This is a genomic window from Acaryochloris sp. 'Moss Beach' (assembly GCF_021497025.1).
GTDB classification, from domain to species: Bacteria; Cyanobacteriota; Cyanobacteriia; order Thermosynechococcales; family Thermosynechococcaceae; genus Acaryochloris; species Acaryochloris marina_A.
The window spans coordinates 1,531,136-1,547,911 of record NZ_CP071717.1; the positions used below are offsets into that span (position 1 = coordinate 1,531,136).

The following is a 16,776-nucleotide window of genomic DNA, read 5'->3' on the forward strand; positions in this document are numbered from 1 at the left end:
GTCTACCCCAAGAGGCGTAAAGGGAATCTACTTTCTAGGTGATTTGTGGGAATTCACCCAACATTTTCACTTCTGGCTTGAGCAGCAACGACCAATTTTCCTCAACTTTTTGCTGAACATAATGAATCAGGTTGAAGATATCAGTTGCCGTAGCGTTATCAGAGTTAAGGATGAAGTTAGCGTGCTTCTGAGCAACTTGCGCCCCTCCGAGTGAATATCCTTTCAATCCTGATTGTTCAATTAACCAACCTGCCGTCCGAGGAAGAGGATTGCGAAACACACTGCCACAACTTGGCCAATCATAGGGTTGTGTACTGAGACGATGATCCAAGTGCGATTGAGTCGTTGCCTTGACCTGGTCAGTAGATTGATTAGCACTGAGTTGAAACACCCCCTGTAAAACGGGTTTGGGAGATTGCTGCAAGATAGAGGACCGATATTGAAATGCCATGTCTTCAGGTTTCAATACCTGAATAGTCCCATTTCTCTCTAGGACATGAACCTCAGCTAAAACATCCGCAGTACATCCACCGTGCGCACCAGCATTCATGACCAATGCTCCACCCACAGTTCCAGGAATACCGACGGCCCATTCCAATCCAGACCAACCTCGTTTAGCAGCCTGCCAAGCCAGTTTGGGTAACGATTCTCCAGCATAGGCTGTGACTTGACAAGTATCAGGCTCGAACGTCCTTTGCCGCAAATATCGCGTTGAGATGACTAAGCCAGGTAAGCCCTGATCACTAATCAGTAAGTTTGACCCTGCGCCCAAAAAGGTAATGGGCAGATTTTGCTCATTAGCCCATGCATAACTAGCTTGTAGTTCTTCCAGATTATGGGGAGCAATAAACCATTCTGCGGCGCCCCCCACACGGAATGTCGTCATATCTGCCAAACTCACATGAGGCTGAATCTCGCAGGTTCCATTGTCAATAAAGATGGAGGGTGAAGACTGAGTCATTGCAAAACAACCTCAGGAGAAGGTTTTGAAGAAACCTGATAATGGGCAAGTAAGTCTGGAATGATGCGGTTCAAATCTCCTGCTCCCAAGAATAGAACTACATCACCCGATTGCAAATGTCCCTGTAAAAAATCGATAACATTGGCCAGGGTTGGTTGATAAGTTACGGCAGAATGGTTAGAGGTAATTGCATTTGCCAACTTTTGACCATCAATAATGCCAGGATTTGCTTCTCCAGCGCTATAAATATCAGTCACAACGACTAAATCTGCATCTTGAAACGATTGGCTAAACTCTTGAAAGAAGGTAATTGCACGGCTATAGCGGTGGGGTTGAAAGACGGCCACAACCCTTGATTGAGAATAGGTTGCAGCCGCAGCTTGGGCTTGAAGCTTCGCGGATGCCAAGGTCACTTGAATTTCACTCGGATGATGCGCGTAATCATCGATCAAACAAATCCCTTGCGCTTCTCCATAAATTTCGAAACGGCGTTTAGCCCCCGAGAAAGTCTGCAATGCTTCCGCAATGGTGGGGAATTCTAGGCCTACATAACGGCCAATCGCAACGGCTGCCAGGGCATTACTGAGGTTATGTTCCCCCAGCAAAGGCAGTTCTAATGACCCTAAGCTCTCCCCACGTTCTAGGATATCTACGATTGTTCCTTGGCCTGAATATTCAATATTTTGCACCGTATAATCTGCCGACATTTCAGCATTCAGACTGTAAGTAATCATAGGCTGATCGGTGGCTGACATAGGAAAACGATCAGCGATGGTGGGGCAATCAACCGAAACGATCAGGGTATGGCAATGGTCTACAAACTGTTCAAAGATGCCAACCACTTGATCTAGCGAGGTGTAGTGATCAGGGTGATCAAGTTCAATATTGGTAATGACGCCAATATGAGGGAAGAACTTAACGAGGGACCCATCCGATTCATCGGCCTCAGCGACTAAATAGGGGCTATCGCCAGTGCGGGCATTCCCACCCCATGCAGCGACCTCTCCACCCACAATAATGGTGGGATCTAAACTCGCTTTCAACAATAAATAGCCTACCAAGCTACTGGTTGTTGTTTTACCATGAGTTCCAGCAATTGCAATGCTTTGAGAGAACTCTTGCATTAGCGCTGCCAGCACATCAGAGCGATGAAAGATAGGACATCCTGCCTGCACAGCAGCCTGGTATTCAGGATTATCCTCGTGAATGGCCGTTGAGCAAATCACTTGAGGGGGGGCAGAAGAATCTTGGCAAAGCTGCTTGATGTTAGTAGCTTCTTGACGAGAAAAGATTCGAGCGCCCTGGGACTCTAACTTTTGAGTGATATGGTTAGCTCGAACATCTGAACCCGATATAGGCAATTGTCGTTTGAGGAGGATATGGGCTAGTGCAGACATGCCGATACCACCAATACCAATGAAGTGAATGGGACGGCCACCTAAATCGACTGCACTTTGCATTACTGTATTTCGCTCCTTCTCGGCCCACACCTAGTTACACGCGACATCATAGCAGGAACTCTAAAAAATTCGAGTCCTTTCCTTGCTTCCAGCAAATCTCTTCTGGATTTATATCAATCTTGATGCTGCTGACATTGCCAGCATTTTTTACTCTCTATCCTGCAGGTAAAAAGCTAAAGCTTATAGATGCACAAGCATCCTGAGTCCTATAGAGTTTTAACTACCACTTTGTTTGCTAGCTGATTGTATTTACAAGAACGACTCATAATTTTCTTCTGTAAAATTTTTAATACCTTCCCACCTATGGTGTCAATCTGGTTATGGTTGGAAGTCTCGCCAACACCCCGAACAACCCGAATATGTAATTATCTGTAATGGTTGGCATGATACTGTTTGCGATCGCATTTCCAAGACATCCATCTGAGTGACGTTACCCATGAGCGAACCACGGTTAGCCTCGATCAAAATTGTTTTAGTCGAGCCGGCTGGCCCCCTCAATGTGGGGAGCATCGCCCGAGTGATGAAAAACATGGGGTTAGGACAGTTAGTGCTCGTCAATCCCCACTGTGATCCCTTAGGTCCAGAAGCCCAACAGATGGCAGTTCATGCCGCTGACGTCTTATCCCAGGCAACAACAGTTCAGACTTTAGCCGAAGCACTCGTAGGATGTCAGCGAGTGGTGGCCACCACCGCCCGACAACGGCGATTACAGGTGATGACTCAGGCACCGAAACAGATCTTGCCCTGGATACTAGAAGATGAAGCCGCATTGATCTTTGGCCCGGAAGATCGAGGACTGAGTAATGAAGAACTTTATCATGCCCAAGCTTTCCTCCAAATCCCTACGAGTTCTGACTATGCAGCCTTGAATCTAGCCCAGGCCGTCACGATTTGCTGTTACGAGTTGCGTCAATGCCTATTCACAGACCTTGACAACCTGCCCACTGGACCTAGAATTGCAGAGTCTAATCATCCTCAGACAGAATTGGCCCCCTTCCAACAAATGGAAGCGTTCTATCAAGCCCTAGAGCTCGCCTTATTGGACATCGGCTATCTCCATCCCCATACAGCAACCGTTAGGATGCAAAAACTACGGCAGCTCTTTAATCGCAGCCAGCTATCAACCCAGGAATTAGCTATGTTAAGGGGGATGATTCGTCAGGTACACTGGAAAATTCAGGCAAATTGATTAAAATACCCATAATCTTTTGCTGTAGGTAATGCTTCAAAGATTGAATAAAGCTTTGGAAATTGCCGATCCAGATTGAAGAGGATTAAAGTCCTCTGAAACATTGCGCTCCATCACGTCTATAGCCCAATTTGTTGATTCAGGAGAGGGTGGTGCTTCAACACTCCAGGCAATCTTTGACTTCACGACAGCAGCGCCAGTTATGGCAGCAGCGCCGGAGGATGCATCAAACGCGCCGAGCAATGCGCAAACAGCTTGTGCAGCAAACTCAGCATCGCGCCCCTTCTAAGCATCTCCGAGCCCCCCTCTCCTTCCCCTCAGCCCCAAAGATCCCAAGGCATTTCCCGAAAACCGGCTCCAAGGAATTCGTCTGCCTCAAAATCATCTATTCGACCAACCCGGCCCCGAACTAAAACTCATTCCAGCTCTTGGGGATGGTTTGTATATCTCACTCGTTTAGCAATTGTTGGCTCTGGGGTCGCTGCGATTGCAGGTACCGCCTTGACCGTCTTTGATCCTACACCCCACTCATCATCTTCTGGGTCCCCCTCTATATCCTCTGCCCTAGCCCCCCATTCCCCTGAAGTCTGTAAGCACAATAAATTCTGAGCCAGCAATTGAACCGAAAAACTTTGATACCCAGCCGGATGGTCCACAGTCTTTGTTTTATCGATGGTCCCAAGAGCCCCGGATGAAACGCTTGGTTCGAGAGGGGCAAGAGCTATCAACGATCAAGGGACAAATCCAGCAGTGGTCTGCAGCTCAATCGGAGCTTAAGCCCGCTATGTTTTTCCTGAATCCCAGCACTGGCGAATATCTAGATATCAACGGGGCAAAAAGCATATCCGCCGCTAGTACTATCAAAATCCCTGTCTTGCTCGCTTTTTTTGAGGAAGTTGATGCTGGCACTATTGACCTAGATGAGCCCTTAGTGATGCGTCAGGATCTGGTGGCATCTGAAGCCGGCTCCATGCAATATGAACCTGTGGGAACGACGTTTTCAGCTCTAGAAACAGCGGAGTACATGATTGCGATCAGCGATAACACCGCGACCAATATGCTGATTGATCGCCTAGGGGGTGCCCAAAAACTCAATCAGCGGTTTAAATCCTGGGGTCTTAAGCACACTGCCATCCGTAATCCTTTACCAGACTTAGAGGGGACTAATACCATCAGCCCTCAAGATATGGCAGCCTTAATGCTAAAGCTCAAAGATGACGATCTACTCTTGTCTGCCAGTCGCGAGCAAGCATTAGATATTTTGCGCCAGACGGTAACCAACACCCTACTTCCACAGGGGATAGATAAGGATGCCAATATTGCCCATAAAACTGGAGATATTGGCTCTGTTGTTGGGGATATAGGCCTCATCGACATGCCTAATGGCCAGCACTATGTTGCCGCCATTTTAGTTCAGAGACCCCACAATGATCCCCGTGCCCAGGAACTGATTCGTAAGATCTCTAAACTCACTTACAGAACATTTCGAAAACAGGATCCATCCATTGCCACTCCTGCCACAACATCAGACAATTAGCAGATATAGGTTGGGACTATAGGGTTTAAGACATCCATGAAATCATGGCCATCTATCACTCCCATGAGCATCGATCGGAGCCTTCTTCACGAATACTCCGACGGCGATCGAGATTTCGAGCAAGAGCTCTTGCATTTGTTTGTGGATGATACTCAGCAACATTTAGCCAGCTTAAAAGCTGCTATCTCAACTCAGAACTTCGATATTGCCAAACGAGAAGCCCATCACATCAAAGGGGCCAGTGCTCATGTGGGTGCCGTAGCTATGTTTGCGATCGCAGCCGAAGTTGAAGCCCTAATCAAGCAACAAACCACACCTCCGAGCCTCCCTTTACTCAGCCAGTTGGAAACAGCCTACCAAGACGTCATTGCCGTGACTGAGCAATGGGCTCATGAATCCACAACACTCAGTTAAGCTGTAGATTAGCTTGCCCATTCAGCGTCGCTCAAACCTCATTCGTCTTTAGACGTGGGCCAGAGCAATGGCAAAACAGCTATTTTCCCAACATTTTTCTCCCAGGCATTACTTTTATGCGCTTCATCGACCAAACCGAAATATTCGTCAAAGCCGGAGACGGGGGAGACGGAATGGTGGCCTTCCGACGCGAGAAATACGTTCCTGCGGGCGGTCCTGCAGGAGGAAATGGGGGTCGAGGTGGCTCAGTGGTGCTCCAGGCTTCAACTAATCTCCAAACGCTGCTTGATTTCAAATACAAACACCAATTTATTGCTGACGATGGCAAACGGGGCGGCCCCAAGAATTTAACCGGTGCATCGGGACAAGACCGCTTGATTGAAGTTCCCTGCGGAACGGTCATTTATGATGCAGACTCCATGACTCTGTTAGGAGATTTAACCACGAATGGACAAACCCTAACGGTTGCCCAGGGAGGCAAAGGGGGATTGGGAAACAAACATTTTCTGAGCAATCGTAATCGAGCACCAGAACATGCCCTGCCAGGACTACCTGGGGAGGAACTTCGACTTCAGCTAGAGTTGAAGCTCCTGGCAGAAGTTGGCATTATTGGGTTACCCAATGCTGGCAAATCAACCCTTATTTCCGTACTATCAGCAGCTCGCCCCAAAATTGCCGACTATCCTTTCACCACATTAGTCCCCAACCTGGGGGTCGTCCCTCGGTCAACGGGGGATGGTACCGTCTTCGCTGATATCCCTGGGCTAATCGAAGGTGCCCATGAGGGGGTTGGTTTAGGCCATGATTTCCTTCGACATGTTGAGCGAACCCGGTTACTAGTCCATCTGGTTGATGCCACCGCTGAAAATCCAGAGCAAGACTACCAGACCATTCAGAAAGAATTGTCTGCCTACGGTCAAGGCTTACACAAGCGACCCCAGTTATTGGCATTGAACAAAATAGATGCCATGGACTCAGAGCTACTGCTGCAAAAGCAAGCCAGCCTAGAGCAAATGAGCGGTAGCCCAGTGTATTTAATCTCTGCCGTGGCCCAACAGGGTCTAGACACTTTACTTCAACAAGTCTGGGAGGAATTAGATCATCTACCCGACGAACCTCAAGATTCTCCACTCCCCATTCTGGACTCGCCCATCTTAAGAGAAACGTAAATTTCAGCGGCAGGAAGTTGAATTATCATTCAATTTGGGAAAGATTAAGTAATAATACGGTATACATTAGCAGTGCTCGACAACTTAAACTACGGTTACAAGATTTCTGAGCACCGCTAAGCATAAAGACACGGGCGGCTTCTAGAGTATGCAAGACGTTATCACAGCTGATCAAAATCAACTGCTACTCATTGATGATGATCCAAATCTGATTCTATTAGTGAAGGATTACTTGGAATTGCGTGGGTATGAGGTGACAACGGCCAAGAATGGTCGGGAAGCCCTGCGCGTTCTGGAGAAAAGTATCCCCAATCTAATCATCTGTGATGTGATGATGCCAGAGATGGATGGCTATGCGTTTGTCAAACGCGTTCGAGATAATCCTCAGACTAGCTATCTCCCCGTTCTCTTTTTGTCAGCCAAGGGACAAATTCAAGATCGGGTCACCGGACTTAACACCGGGGCTGATGTTTATATGATTAAGCCCTTTGAACCGGATGAATTAGTGGCACAAATCGAAGCATCTCTGAAGCAAGCGTCTCGGATGATGCAGAAACAATCTAACTCCCTAGAAGGAGAGCTATCGGTTCAAGTCCCCTTTGATGTCGATTTGACTCCCACAGAGACTAAAGTTATTCAGCTCGTTGCCAAAGGCATGTCAAACCGAGAGATTGCAGATGACCTCAGCGTCAGCCAACGTACGGTCGAAAGCCACGTCAGCAACATGCTCGGGAAGACTGGCTTAAACAACCGCACAGAACTTGCCCGCTGGGCCATTGAACAACGAATGGTCTAGGTACGAGACCGCTCTAGCCAAAACAGCCATAGCATCAAGGACAACACGCCAACCTGTAGGGCGAAGTTCGGAAGCGTAGTGGTGATATCTTCTCCCGCCAGTAATTGGAAGAAAAATACCACTGCCCCTATAAACGCAGAGCCAGCAAAAGCAATATAAAAAAACCGCCTCAACCCACGATAGGGAGACTTTAACTCGGCACGCAGTCGCTTTTGCTGCTCCGGGCTTAATGAAGACCGGGAAGAGTTAGGCGTTGGGGGTTGGGACATGAATTGCAATCAGTCATTGTCGTAAAGATTTTCTCGAAAACGCACTTACGGCTCCCCAAGGTAGACCGCATTCTCTAGACTAATTAGGCCACTTCTTGGGGTTGGGGAGTCGTCGGTGGGGACAAAGCTGCATCGGGTGTAGAGCTCTCAATCATTTCCACCAATTCCCGCTCAAAGGTCAACAAAGCTCGGTTCGTGCGTCCACCCACATAAAGTTGATCCTCAGCTGTTAGCAGCCAAATTTGCGAATGAGACACATAACTCATGATCACACCAATCATCAGTAATCCGAATCCGGAATAGATCCAGGGGATGCCAGGGTCAGACTTAATTTGTAACCCTGTACTACCCACCAGTTCAACTAACTTCAGGCTAATGTCATTCACATCTGTAGACATGCCCGTTCTTACGGTTGAAACAAGCTTGCCGGACTCATCGTAGACCACGACCGTGCCCTGCAAATCCGTTGTAAGTAGGGTTACCCCTGCACTGAGATCCGGTTTTGTAGGCACCCACGTCCCCCATATTCTGCCACCGGCGGCCTCTAGGGGTGCCATGGGTAGCTGCAAAACAGGGCTGTTGTTGAGCTGCACCCGCACTCCAGCAATGGACCAATCTGCTTGATATAGAGTCACTCCCTTATGTTTAAAGGGCTGATTCACGTGAATCGTTTGTCGATCCAATTCGTTCTTATCTTCATCAACAATCGATAAGTCTGAGTAAAATTGGTCGATTTGGCCTTCGGGCGTGTAGTCAATCCAGAAACGATTCACCTGTACAGCCCAATCGTCAGGAATTTGAGCCCCAGACCATGGACCCGATTTCACAATATTGCTGACCTTGGCCGTGGTGCCACTGGGAATCATTTCTTGCGCCATAAATCCTGTCAGTGAGCCCCAAATGGACCCCAACAAAATCAAGATCATGCTGGCATGGACGATGATCGGACCAATGCGCCCAGGCATGCCTTTACGAGCATAAATGCTCTGATCTTCTTCAAAAATTTTGTAGCGATTCTTTGCCAACGCCTCAAGTAAAGAAGGCTTTTGGCCGGGATCGAGCGTTGTACTCAAGGCCAGTTTGTCAAACTGACGGGGTTTCTTATAGAATTTCCAGCTTCGGGCCGCCTTAAGGGCGGGAAGCTGACGCATAAACGTACAGGCCGTCAAGCTAGTGCCAAACAGGATTAGCAGCGATAAAAACCACCAGGTCGCATACACATGATCTAACCCAATCGTCACCAATACTTTCCAAGTTAAGAACCCAAACAATGCTGGCTCTTCAGGATAGTTAGCCTGATAAAACTCCAGGGATTGGCCTTGCTCAATGACAGTACCGGAAATGCTGAATAGTGCGATCGCAAGGAGCAATACAATTGCCAACCGCAAATCCGCTAGGACAGGTACTAAGTTTTTTTTGATAAAGGCTTGAGGTTGGCCGAGATTAGAGGTCATGGAATAGGATCAAAAAGATGGGACTCGACAACAAAATTAAGCGCTGGGCAATACATGGTTCAGCAAGGAAAAGACACCGAAAGCGATAAGGATAACGCCACTAGTGGGAGTAATCCAAGCAGACCATTGACGAATAGCGAGAAATCGCTTGATCGCTGCCGTAAACGTACCTGCAATGATCAGCGGAGCGGTATAGCCTGCCGTGTACGACAATAACAGACCTCCCCCCAGTATAGGATCCTGGGTACTTGAGATCCAAGCCAGTAACGTCGCTAATACTGGGGTACTGCAGGGAGAAGCGACCAGACCAAAGGTGAGTCCCAAAAGGAAAGAGCGTACTCCTCTGGGTAGCTGATCAGAAATCAGTTCTACCCCCGAGAAGCTCGGTAATCGCAGCGGTAGGGCTTCCAGTAAATTGAGCCCCATAATGATTGCAACCAGGCTGACAACAATTGCCAGTCCAACACCAATTTGCCCATAAACCCGACCCAATAGGGCTGCGCCAATTCCCAAGCCTGCCAGAGTTGAAGCTAACCCTAAGCAGAACCAAATGGATTGAGCCATGGATTGCCAGCGGTTCTCTGTTTCATAGCCACCGATATACCCCACCGTAATGGGCAGCATCGATAACGTGCAGGGGGTGAGACTAGTTAATAGACCTGCCAAAAAGATGATGCCAACACTCAGAGCAGAAAGGTGAGAGAGTTGGGTCGAAACAATCGTATTAGCGAATTGTTCAAGGTGATAAAGCTGAATTTCCAGCGTTTCCAGCATAAGGAGAAGCTGCTTCAACGCAACTAACTATCAGGTGTTCGCTCTTGATCTTAACGAAGTCTGTGTTTTCGGCGTTGTTTTAGTCGTTGTTTTTTGGCAGACAGTACTGCTTTAGGATCTTTTTTTCTAGCAGATGCAAGGGCTACACCCTTTGATGAACGAAGTTTAGCAAGCATTCTGCGCCATAAAGAGGGTTGTTTCCGTTTGCGTACTAACTTAAGCGGTCCTTTTTCCCCAGGATGAAGAGGAGTTTGAGGACCTGGTAATGCATTTGCAGAGGCACGGTGTCTAGCCGTTGCCACAGAAGAATGATCGCCAACTAGTCGAATCAAAGAGGGGGACTCACCTTCGTGATGAGGAATAGCTACCACATCGGCACTTTGGCTCTCCCGAGCAGCCCGAATCAATAACCCTGCGATCAATAAGCTAGAAATCATAGAATTTCCCCCATAACTAAACATGGGGAGAGGAAGACCAGTGGTTGGCAGTACGCCAATAACAACCCCGATATTAATTAAGGCCTGACCAACTAGAAAAATCATGGCCCCAATGGCAACTAAACGCTGAATGACATGGGTAGATTTCATGGCCACCCGTAGAGCCAAAAAGCTATAAGTCCCCAACAACAATAAAAAGCAGAATCCGCCTAGTAGGCCAAATTCTTCTGCAAAGACCGCAAAGATAAAATCCGTATGCTGGATGGGTAAATAAGAAAGCTTCAGTTGTGATTCACCAAAGCCAACACCCAGAATGCCCCCTGAACCAACGGCTAACAAGCTCTGATGGAGCTGAAAACCATCGCCAAGAGCATCGGCCCAAGGGTTCAAGAAGGACAGAATCCGACTCAGCTGATATGGGTTCCGAAAAATACTGATCGCCGCTAAACCTATCCCTGCCAAAGCCGTTAACAAAAGGGACTGGTATCGTAATCCCGCTGCCAAGGCAATCAACCAAAGGGTCATACCACATAGGGCCGTAGTGCTGAGATTGGGTTGTATCAATATTCCTAAAAGGGTCAGGGCAAACAGAGACAACCACCATAGTCGCTCACCCAGGGTTAGCCGAGACCAGCGATTAAAAATATAAGCACTCTGAAGGATCAAGAATGGTTTGATTAATTCGGAAGGCTGGAGTGGAAAGGGACCAATATCAATCCACCGGGTCGCACCATTAATGGTTATCCCTAGACCTGGAATTTTTGTGGCAAAAATCAATATCAGAAACAGAAAGAATCCAAATGCAGAGACTTTCATGAGTTTTTGTAAGGGAATGTGAATAACCGCACAAAATCCCAACAGTCCCAAAATCACCCCTAAAAGTTGGCGCTTGGAATAGTAGAGGCCATCTCCAGATTCAATCGCCCCCGCATGATAGGAAGCCGAGAATAGGACGACAAGACCAATTCCTAACCAAAAGAGGGTTAGCCAATGAAGAAATCGGGCTTCGGCAGCCCATTCTTCTGTTGAGTATGGGAGGGAGGGAATGAGGCGACGTATCTTCACAACCAGTAATTCCCAGCGATAAGTCGAGGCCAGTATAGCAGACCTATCCAGGAATTGAAGGGGATTGATGATTAGCCCATCACATCAACGAATAGTCATCAATTCCAAAATTGTGGAATATCTATTGATCCTGATATCAGGATCAGCTAAAGATCTGACTTTTGAATAGGCTGAAACCTATTATTTGTCCATAAGAACATCTCGAAGAAAAGCCATGCTTGAACTGGGTAGATTTACCAGGGTTTTCAGCATCCCACTATTTCCTCCATAAGCTTCCAGACTCGACTGGACAATACTCATGCTCAAGTTTCATTGCTCCATTTCATCGGAGGATTACAACTATCAAGTAATAAGCCCCTTCATTTAAATTAGGTGCAATATCTCCAATAAATTAGGTGCAATATCTCCAACTCTGGTCGATCTGGGAGTCTGGACGTCTCAGGATACAAGGCTATGGGGTGCTATATGACTTGAGGGAATCAACCTTTAGCCAACGGGAAACCAGTTCAGCTCTATCACGCGTAGCAGTCACCGACCAGTCCTAACTTACTGTTCGGGTAAAGCTTCCGTTTGAGAATGATCTAAGGGAATAGAGAGAACATCAACCTCCTGATTTAGCACCATTGTTGTACTAGAATTACTGACAAATCCGATGTGCTCATAAAAACTCTGTTGATGAGTCGTGGTTAAGTAAATGCGTTCAACACGGTTCATCTGTGGATGCGCCAGCAGGGTCTGCACAAGCTGTCGCCCCAACCCTTGGCCACGATAGTCAGGGTGAATAACCACGTCCCACACCATTGCGCGATAAATACCATCTGATGTGGCTCGCGCAAACCCAATTAATTCTTCCCGATCCCAAACACTAATAATGGGGTAACTATTTGCGATCGCAACCGCCCAATCCTCCAAGCAACGCTCTCCTGCCCAAAAGGCCCCCACCTGAAATAATCGCTGTAGCTTTCGCAATACGGAGACGTCAACCTGCTGGTCTGCCTCAGTTAATCCATCTCGGAACTGAATATGTCGATTATCCATAGCGATGATTATGTCTTAGAAATCTGAGAACCACAATGACGGTCATTTCCCTTGTCTAGACTGAAGAGTTAACCTACATCGGCGAGTGATAAGTAAATACGCTACAGTGTATAAGAAATATTTAACAAAAGTACACTGTTTTTTTGTACTTCTTGATACAAGAACCTCATGTCGTAACGCTTCATTGCAAGAGTCAAAGGATGTTAAGGCAGAGTGGTAGGTTCATTTTATGTCCTTTGAGTGATTGTTTGTTTGGTATGGAGACCCCTGTGCAACTCAATTCACAGCCCCTTTCAAAAAACTCGAATCGAAGAGAAGACTTAAGTGAATATGTAGCTCATCTACAGCTCCATATGACCTTGCAAGCTCGGAACTTAGTTCCTACCTTGACTCGTCCTGAAGATAGCCGCGAGGAAATGCTTCAAGAAACTCAGGCAACCTTCGAGAAACATGTCTCTCGCCAAAGTGTTCAATAACATAATTGGCAGCTTAACGTTATAAACAACAAAATTTAATATATTTCAACTAACTAAAAGGAGTGTTTCTTAACACTCCTTTTTTGTTGAGCCGACATTAACAAGAAACCGCCCTCCGAAGAGAGCGGCAATGCAAGTGAGGGAAAATTAAAGCGTAAATGCCTTAGAAAGAGAACGTGGCTCTTACTAATCCCTGAATAATGTCATTGGGATTGCCGTTACTGACATTGAAAGGATTGGTAATCAGCATGACAGTCGGTGTGATGGTAATGTTTTCGTTCACAGGGAACCGATAAAACGCTTCAAAGTTAGTTTGAGCGGAATAATTAGGATCCGTAGTGCTGACAATAAACGGCTGACCAGCTGCTACCGCAAGCATAGACCCCGGCACTAGCAAGTCATTCACACCAACACCTGCCATCCAAGTTTGGATGCTGCTGTTGTTGCCAACGGGAAGAACATTCTGGAATAAATCATTGTTAACCCCACCAAAAGCGAGTTGAGGGTCAATGGAAATTCCATAGCGGCCAAAAATGCCGAATTGTCCCAGGGTCAACTCAACGTTGGCACCAATGATATTTTGGTTCACGTTATAGGTTTCAGCATGGGTAAACTGAGCCCGAACCGCAAAATTATTTTGGTCATCTTCACCAAAGTCATTGGTATATTCAATCTCTGCTGAAGCTTGGAAGGGATCCCCAAACAAACCACCCTCACAGGTATTGAGAGGATCCGCACAGGAATTTACGGCAGTACCAGACGCAATTCCAGCATCTGCTGCAATAAATAGACCCCGAACACTAATAGGACCGCCGTTGACATTCCAATCAAACGCGGCACCTGCACCACCAGGACCGTCAACCGCTTCAGAGATGATCAGAGGGTTATTAATGAAGAAGCCAGAACTGAAATCAGCAGCTTCATCATTGGCGTAGCTGTTGCCATCAATAAAGGCACTAGGATAAATCAAGGGACCGACGGTTACAGCTAGGTTCTCGACGGGCTTGAAGGTATATCCCAAGTTATACAAGGTAACACCAGGGCCAGAACCGGTATAGTCCACCACACCAGGATCGCCTAAAGTCGTGGCTGTTCCTGCGCCAACAACCGGAGGAACGGGGAAGAAATTAGCGGGGCCAGCAACACCTGCAGATGAGAAGAAGTCAGAACCACCGTTGCCAGTTTCCAATGTCAAATCAAGGACATCATCTCCATTAAAACTGGTAAGGAACGACATCCGTACCCGGGAAATGGCACTAACCCGAGAATCACCAGGATCAACATTGGCAATACCAGGTGCCCCTGTATCAACAGCTGCAACACCTGTTGCTGCTGCATTCGGGGTGGGAATATTATCCCCAGGGTTATTCAAGAAATCCCCAAACTGGGCCGCCATCACGACTTGAGCTTGAAGTTTAGTCGTGGTTGAGAACTGTTGCGATTCTACGGTGGCAACACGAGCTTCTAGACCATCAACGCGACCACGCAAGGTTGCTAGTTCAGCCGCAAATTCATCCTGAAGAGCCTTGAGAGCATCTAAGTCTTCTTTGGTAGCAAATCGATTGCTGAGATTATCCAAACAAGCATTCACCAAAGCAGCAGCTTCCCGACGAGACATGGCCCGGCTGGGGCGGAACGTACCGTTTGGGTAACCCGCAACGCAACCATAGCGCTCTACCAAAGATTGGATGGCTTGGAAAGCCCAGTCATCAGGCTGCACATCTGAGAGTTGAGAGACCGATGTGACCTGACCGACAGAATCGGCTTCCGTTTCAGACATGAGATCGGAAACAGCTGGCGTATTATCGGCTAAGACTAAAGGCTGTTGCGGACTTTCTTGAGAAATGACGGGAGCTTGCTCTAGGGATTCATCAGAAATCTCTGAGCTTTCCAAAGATAAAGTACTAGCACTGGCCATACCCGTGACCATTAGTGCACTGGATAAGCCAATCACACTAGCTAGCAAACGAAAATACTTCATATTAATCCTCACACACTATTTTTGTTGGAATTAGAGTGGGGGATCCTAATGTTGATAGGACGCCACTACAAACCTAGATAATGATAATCATTATCTAGGTTTTCTTCAATAGAGAAGAAACTTAAATGAACTCACCAATCTTCTGTTAGAAGTGCTGTTGAAGAATGTTGGTGATGTTTTTGGGCTTTACTTTGGTGTAGCGAGCCTTGTCAGGTAAAACAACAAGGTTAGGTCCGGCTTTACATTTACCGATACAGCCCATAGGTTGCAGTTGAATCTCTTTGTCTTGGCCTGAGGCTTGCAAAGCTGAATTCAATGCTGTTAAAACTTGTTGACTGCCGCGTTTACGACAGCTCGATTTTTGGCAAATTCTAATTTTGCCCTTTTGAACGTTACCAACAAGCTCAGAAGGCTGTTGAGAAGATGAAGGTGAGGAGTTGGGGAGGGCAGGCATGATAGTCTTTGCCTTGAGTTTTATCTTGCCTGTTTTGATATTGATTTTTTGGCAACCCTGCACTTGAATCCATGCTCCGGGTTGCAAAATCCCAGAGCAGGCTGGGCGCAGAGACTTGGCTAGCTTAATATCTTGCTCTCCTTGGGAGGTAGCCAGACGAATCCCTTTGACACTACAGCCCTTTGACAAGATATAAGTTAAAAATCGACCACTCAGGGTGAATTCTGACTTTTTTGTATGTTTACCCATGAACTTTTAAGTGCGTATTCCTTAAATGATTTAGATAAAGTCTTGATTAAAGTGAGTGCTGCTCTTGGAGAGATTGCCATAAATAGCTAGGAATATCAGGAGCTGGGCAGTGCATAAATGCAATATTACCCAAATCACCTTTGCAATAGTGGAGTCCCACTTTTGCACTACCATCTAGGATGCTCTGGCAAGGAACCTCAGGTGCCTGAGCACTGCCAATGAAGAAATCAACCCAGTCATCCTGCTCTTGTCGGATACAAGGTAAGGGCTCTAGGCCTGAATCTCTAAGGTTTCTAGTTCCAGCACTGTTCCAACCAGTCAACCAGTTCTGCCCGAGAAGCGACAAACTGCTGGAGAACACTGTAAATTTGAGCGGCTTCCACATCATTGTTAATCTCCACTTGCAACGATCCATCTGAGGAACACCAAGCATTAACAGAGAGTTCCAGCAGCCGTCGCAGAACCTGTCGGCAATCGCCAGGACACACTCTCAATATGAGGGATTCAACAGTGGACTGATATCCAGATGGGCGCATCCATAACCTCCAAACGGTTTGATAGGGTTGTGCTGTACTTGAACCAAAACGATCCCCACTTAGCAACATCGTCACGTCTACGCAACCTTAAGGCTGTCACTCGCCCAGAAAGGGGCAAGGTAGAATACTCTTTCTTCAGAGGTAAGCAGCAGTTGTTCAAGCAGATAACGGGTTGCACGAGCACAGAGGCTTTCAGCCTGGGCGACTTGCGATCTCAACAGAGAAATCACCGATTTCTCTGCAGCTAAGTCATGCTCCACCATCTGCGGCTCTGTAAAGCAGCCATCCTCCTGAGGGGTATCAGCACCCTCAAAGACAAAGTGGTGTTTTTGATACTGCAAATAGAGACCTTGAAAACTAGCTAGCACAATATTCAAGCCTTCACACACCGGAATGGTAACTTCTATATCCAACCCGACTGAGCTGGCTTTAACCCTGCCAACCGACTGGTTAGCAGTATGTAACTCGGACATACTGTTCCTCGACTCAAAGAAATGATTAATTGCAAATTACTATC

At 47.1% G+C, this 16,776-nt stretch carries 20 protein-coding genes; 6 read left to right on the forward strand and 14 right to left on the reverse strand.

The genetic code is table 11. The features are described from left to right. Positions 1-34: 34 nt before the first annotated feature. Both murB and murC read right to left on the reverse strand, forming a co-directional pair. Positions 35-961: a UDP-N-acetylmuramate dehydrogenase gene (gene murB, locus HRE53_RS07035; protein WP_235109683.1), complete on the reverse strand. Its 927-nt coding sequence runs from the start codon at positions 959-961 to the stop codon at positions 35-37. Then, a complete protein-coding gene (murC, locus tag HRE53_RS07040; protein WP_235109685.1) occupies positions 958-2,421 on the reverse strand; it encodes a UDP-N-acetylmuramate--L-alanine ligase in 1,464 nt (487 codons plus the stop codon). The genes murB and murC overlap by 4 nt, the downstream gene beginning before the upstream one ends. 436 nt (positions 2,422-2,857) lie before the next feature. Between murC and HRE53_RS07045 the strand changes: the two genes are divergently transcribed. Further along, positions 2,858-3,610, forward strand: a complete 753-nt coding sequence (locus HRE53_RS07045; RefSeq protein WP_212662810.1) for an RNA methyltransferase — start codon at positions 2,858-2,860, stop codon at positions 3,608-3,610. Between the two features lie 36 nt (positions 3,611-3,646). Here HRE53_RS07045 and HRE53_RS07050 read toward each other — a convergent pair whose 3' ends face one another. Continuing rightward, on the reverse strand, positions 3,647-3,853 hold the full coding sequence (locus tag HRE53_RS07050) for a hypothetical protein (RefSeq protein WP_235109687.1): 207 nt from the start codon (positions 3,851-3,853) through the stop codon (positions 3,647-3,649). 173 nt (positions 3,854-4,026) lie between these two features. After that, a complete protein-coding gene (locus tag HRE53_RS07055; RefSeq protein ID WP_235109689.1) occupies positions 4,027-4,266 on the reverse strand; it encodes a hypothetical protein in 240 nt (79 codons plus the stop codon). Between the two features lie 35 nt (positions 4,267-4,301). Here HRE53_RS07055 and HRE53_RS07060 point away from each other — a divergent pair, with 35 nt between their 5' ends. The 4 genes from HRE53_RS07060 (at position 4,302) to HRE53_RS07075 (ending at position 7,526) form a co-directional block, all read left to right on the forward strand. Then, positions 4,302-5,147 (forward strand): serine hydrolase, encoded by an 846-nt coding sequence (locus tag HRE53_RS07060; RefSeq protein ID WP_212666367.1) that lies wholly within the window; start codon positions 4,302-4,304, stop codon positions 5,145-5,147. A 63-nt stretch (positions 5,148-5,210) separates the two neighbouring features. Next, positions 5,211-5,561, forward strand: coding sequence for an Hpt domain-containing protein (locus HRE53_RS07065; RefSeq protein ID WP_235109690.1), 351 nt, complete (start codon positions 5,211-5,213; stop codon positions 5,559-5,561). Positions 5,562-5,677: 116 nt separating this feature from the next. After that, positions 5,678-6,730: a GTPase ObgE gene (gene obgE / locus HRE53_RS07070; RefSeq protein ID WP_235109691.1), complete on the forward strand. Its 1,053-nt coding sequence runs from the start codon at positions 5,678-5,680 to the stop codon at positions 6,728-6,730. 148 nt (positions 6,731-6,878) lie between these two features. Further along, a complete protein-coding gene (locus tag HRE53_RS07075; protein WP_212662813.1) occupies positions 6,879-7,526 on the forward strand; it encodes a response regulator transcription factor in 648 nt (215 codons plus the stop codon). Here the strand turns inward: HRE53_RS07075 and HRE53_RS07080 are convergent. The 5 genes from HRE53_RS07080 to HRE53_RS07100 form a co-directional block, all read right to left on the reverse strand. Further along, a complete protein-coding gene (locus HRE53_RS07080; RefSeq protein WP_212662814.1) occupies positions 7,523-7,795 on the reverse strand; it encodes a DUF3493 domain-containing protein in 273 nt (90 codons plus the stop codon). The two genes, HRE53_RS07075 and HRE53_RS07080, sit on opposite strands and share 4 nt — an antisense overlap. Positions 7,796-7,878: 83 nt before the next feature. After that, complete coding sequence (locus HRE53_RS07085) at positions 7,879-9,249, reverse strand: cytochrome c biogenesis protein (protein WP_235109692.1); 1,371 nt, start codon at positions 9,247-9,249, stop codon at positions 7,879-7,881. A 36-nt stretch (positions 9,250-9,285) separates the two neighbouring features. Further along, positions 9,286-10,023: a cytochrome c biogenesis protein CcdA gene (locus HRE53_RS07090; RefSeq protein WP_235109693.1), complete on the reverse strand. Its 738-nt coding sequence runs from the start codon at positions 10,021-10,023 to the stop codon at positions 9,286-9,288. Between the two features lie 50 nt (positions 10,024-10,073). Next, on the reverse strand, positions 10,074-11,525 hold the full coding sequence (locus tag HRE53_RS07095) for an FtsW/RodA/SpoVE family cell cycle protein (protein WP_235109694.1): 1,452 nt from the start codon (positions 11,523-11,525) through the stop codon (positions 10,074-10,076). A 546-nt stretch (positions 11,526-12,071) separates the two neighbouring features. Further along, complete coding sequence (locus HRE53_RS07100) at positions 12,072-12,563, reverse strand: GNAT family N-acetyltransferase (RefSeq protein WP_235109695.1); 492 nt, start codon at positions 12,561-12,563, stop codon at positions 12,072-12,074. A gap of 257 nt (positions 12,564-12,820) precedes the next feature. Between HRE53_RS07100 and HRE53_RS07105 the strand changes: the two genes are divergently transcribed. Further along, on the forward strand, positions 12,821-13,039 hold the full coding sequence (locus tag HRE53_RS07105) for a hypothetical protein (RefSeq protein ID WP_010467999.1): 219 nt from the start codon (positions 12,821-12,823) through the stop codon (positions 13,037-13,039). 163 nt (positions 13,040-13,202) lie between these two features. On the opposite strand, the gene HRE53_RS07110 is transcribed toward HRE53_RS07105, so the two are convergent. The 5 genes from HRE53_RS07110 to HRE53_RS07130 all read right to left on the reverse strand — a co-directional run bounded on the left by HRE53_RS07110 (position 13,203) and on the right by HRE53_RS07130 (position 16,732). After that, positions 13,203-15,020 (reverse strand): iron uptake porin, encoded by a 1,818-nt coding sequence (locus tag HRE53_RS07110; RefSeq protein ID WP_235109696.1) that lies wholly within the window; start codon positions 15,018-15,020, stop codon positions 13,203-13,205. 145 nt (positions 15,021-15,165) lie between these two features. Then, entirely contained in the window at positions 15,166-15,723 is a 558-nt protein-coding gene (locus HRE53_RS07115; protein WP_212662821.1) for a (2Fe-2S) ferredoxin domain-containing protein, read from the reverse strand. 46 nt (positions 15,724-15,769) lie between these two features. Then, a complete protein-coding gene (locus HRE53_RS07120; RefSeq protein ID WP_235109697.1) occupies positions 15,770-16,045 on the reverse strand; it encodes a hypothetical protein in 276 nt (91 codons plus the stop codon). After that, positions 16,017-16,259, reverse strand: coding sequence for an Asr1405/Asl0597 family protein (locus HRE53_RS07125; RefSeq protein ID WP_235109699.1), 243 nt, complete (start codon positions 16,257-16,259; stop codon positions 16,017-16,019). Before HRE53_RS07125 ends, HRE53_RS07120 begins: the two co-directional genes overlap by 29 nt. A 77-nt stretch (positions 16,260-16,336) precedes the next feature. Beyond that, positions 16,337-16,732: a DNA starvation/stationary phase protection protein gene (locus tag HRE53_RS07130; protein ID WP_235109701.1), complete on the reverse strand. Its 396-nt coding sequence runs from the start codon at positions 16,730-16,732 to the stop codon at positions 16,337-16,339. Positions 16,733-16,776 lie beyond the last annotated feature (44 nt).

Bases quoted from the DNA above. Each gene is read 5' to 3' on its own strand.
- murB (WP_235109683.1), bottom strand. From the start codon at position 961: ATGACTCAGTCTTCACCCTCCATCTTTATTGACAATGGAACCTGCGAG.
- HRE53_RS07085 (WP_235109692.1), bottom strand. From the start codon at position 9,249: ATGACCTCTAATCTCGGCCAACCTCAAGCCTTTATCAAAAAAAACTTA.
- murC (WP_235109685.1), bottom strand. From the start codon at position 2,421: ATGCAAAGTGCAGTCGATTTAGGTGGCCGTCCCATTCACTTCATTGGT.
- HRE53_RS07110 (WP_235109696.1), bottom strand. From the start codon at position 15,020: ATGAAGTATTTTCGTTTGCTAGCTAGTGTGATTGGCTTATCCAGTGCA.
- HRE53_RS07075 (WP_212662813.1), top strand. From the start codon at position 6,879: ATGCAAGACGTTATCACAGCTGATCAAAATCAACTGCTACTCATTGAT.
- obgE (WP_235109691.1), top strand. From the start codon at position 5,678: ATGCGCTTCATCGACCAAACCGAAATATTCGTCAAAGCCGGAGACGGG.
- HRE53_RS07090 (WP_235109693.1), bottom strand. From the start codon at position 10,023: ATGCTGGAAACGCTGGAAATTCAGCTTTATCACCTTGAACAATTCGCT.
- HRE53_RS07080 (WP_212662814.1), bottom strand. From the start codon at position 7,795: ATGTCCCAACCCCCAACGCCTAACTCTTCCCGGTCTTCATTAAGCCCG.
- HRE53_RS07125 (WP_235109699.1), bottom strand. From the start codon at position 16,259: ATGCGCCCATCTGGATATCAGTCCACTGTTGAATCCCTCATATTGAGA.
- HRE53_RS07060 (WP_212666367.1), top strand. From the start codon at position 4,302: ATGAAACGCTTGGTTCGAGAGGGGCAAGAGCTATCAACGATCAAGGGA.
- HRE53_RS07045 (WP_212662810.1), top strand. From the start codon at position 2,858: ATGAGCGAACCACGGTTAGCCTCGATCAAAATTGTTTTAGTCGAGCCG.
- HRE53_RS07105 (WP_010467999.1), top strand. From the start codon at position 12,821: ATGGAGACCCCTGTGCAACTCAATTCACAGCCCCTTTCAAAAAACTCG.
- HRE53_RS07065 (WP_235109690.1), top strand. From the start codon at position 5,211: ATGAGCATCGATCGGAGCCTTCTTCACGAATACTCCGACGGCGATCGA.
- HRE53_RS07130 (WP_235109701.1), bottom strand. From the start codon at position 16,732: ATGTCCGAGTTACATACTGCTAACCAGTCGGTTGGCAGGGTTAAAGCC.
- HRE53_RS07100 (WP_235109695.1), bottom strand. From the start codon at position 12,563: ATGGATAATCGACATATTCAGTTCCGAGATGGATTAACTGAGGCAGAC.
- HRE53_RS07115 (WP_212662821.1), bottom strand. From the start codon at position 15,723: ATGGGTAAACATACAAAAAAGTCAGAATTCACCCTGAGTGGTCGATTT.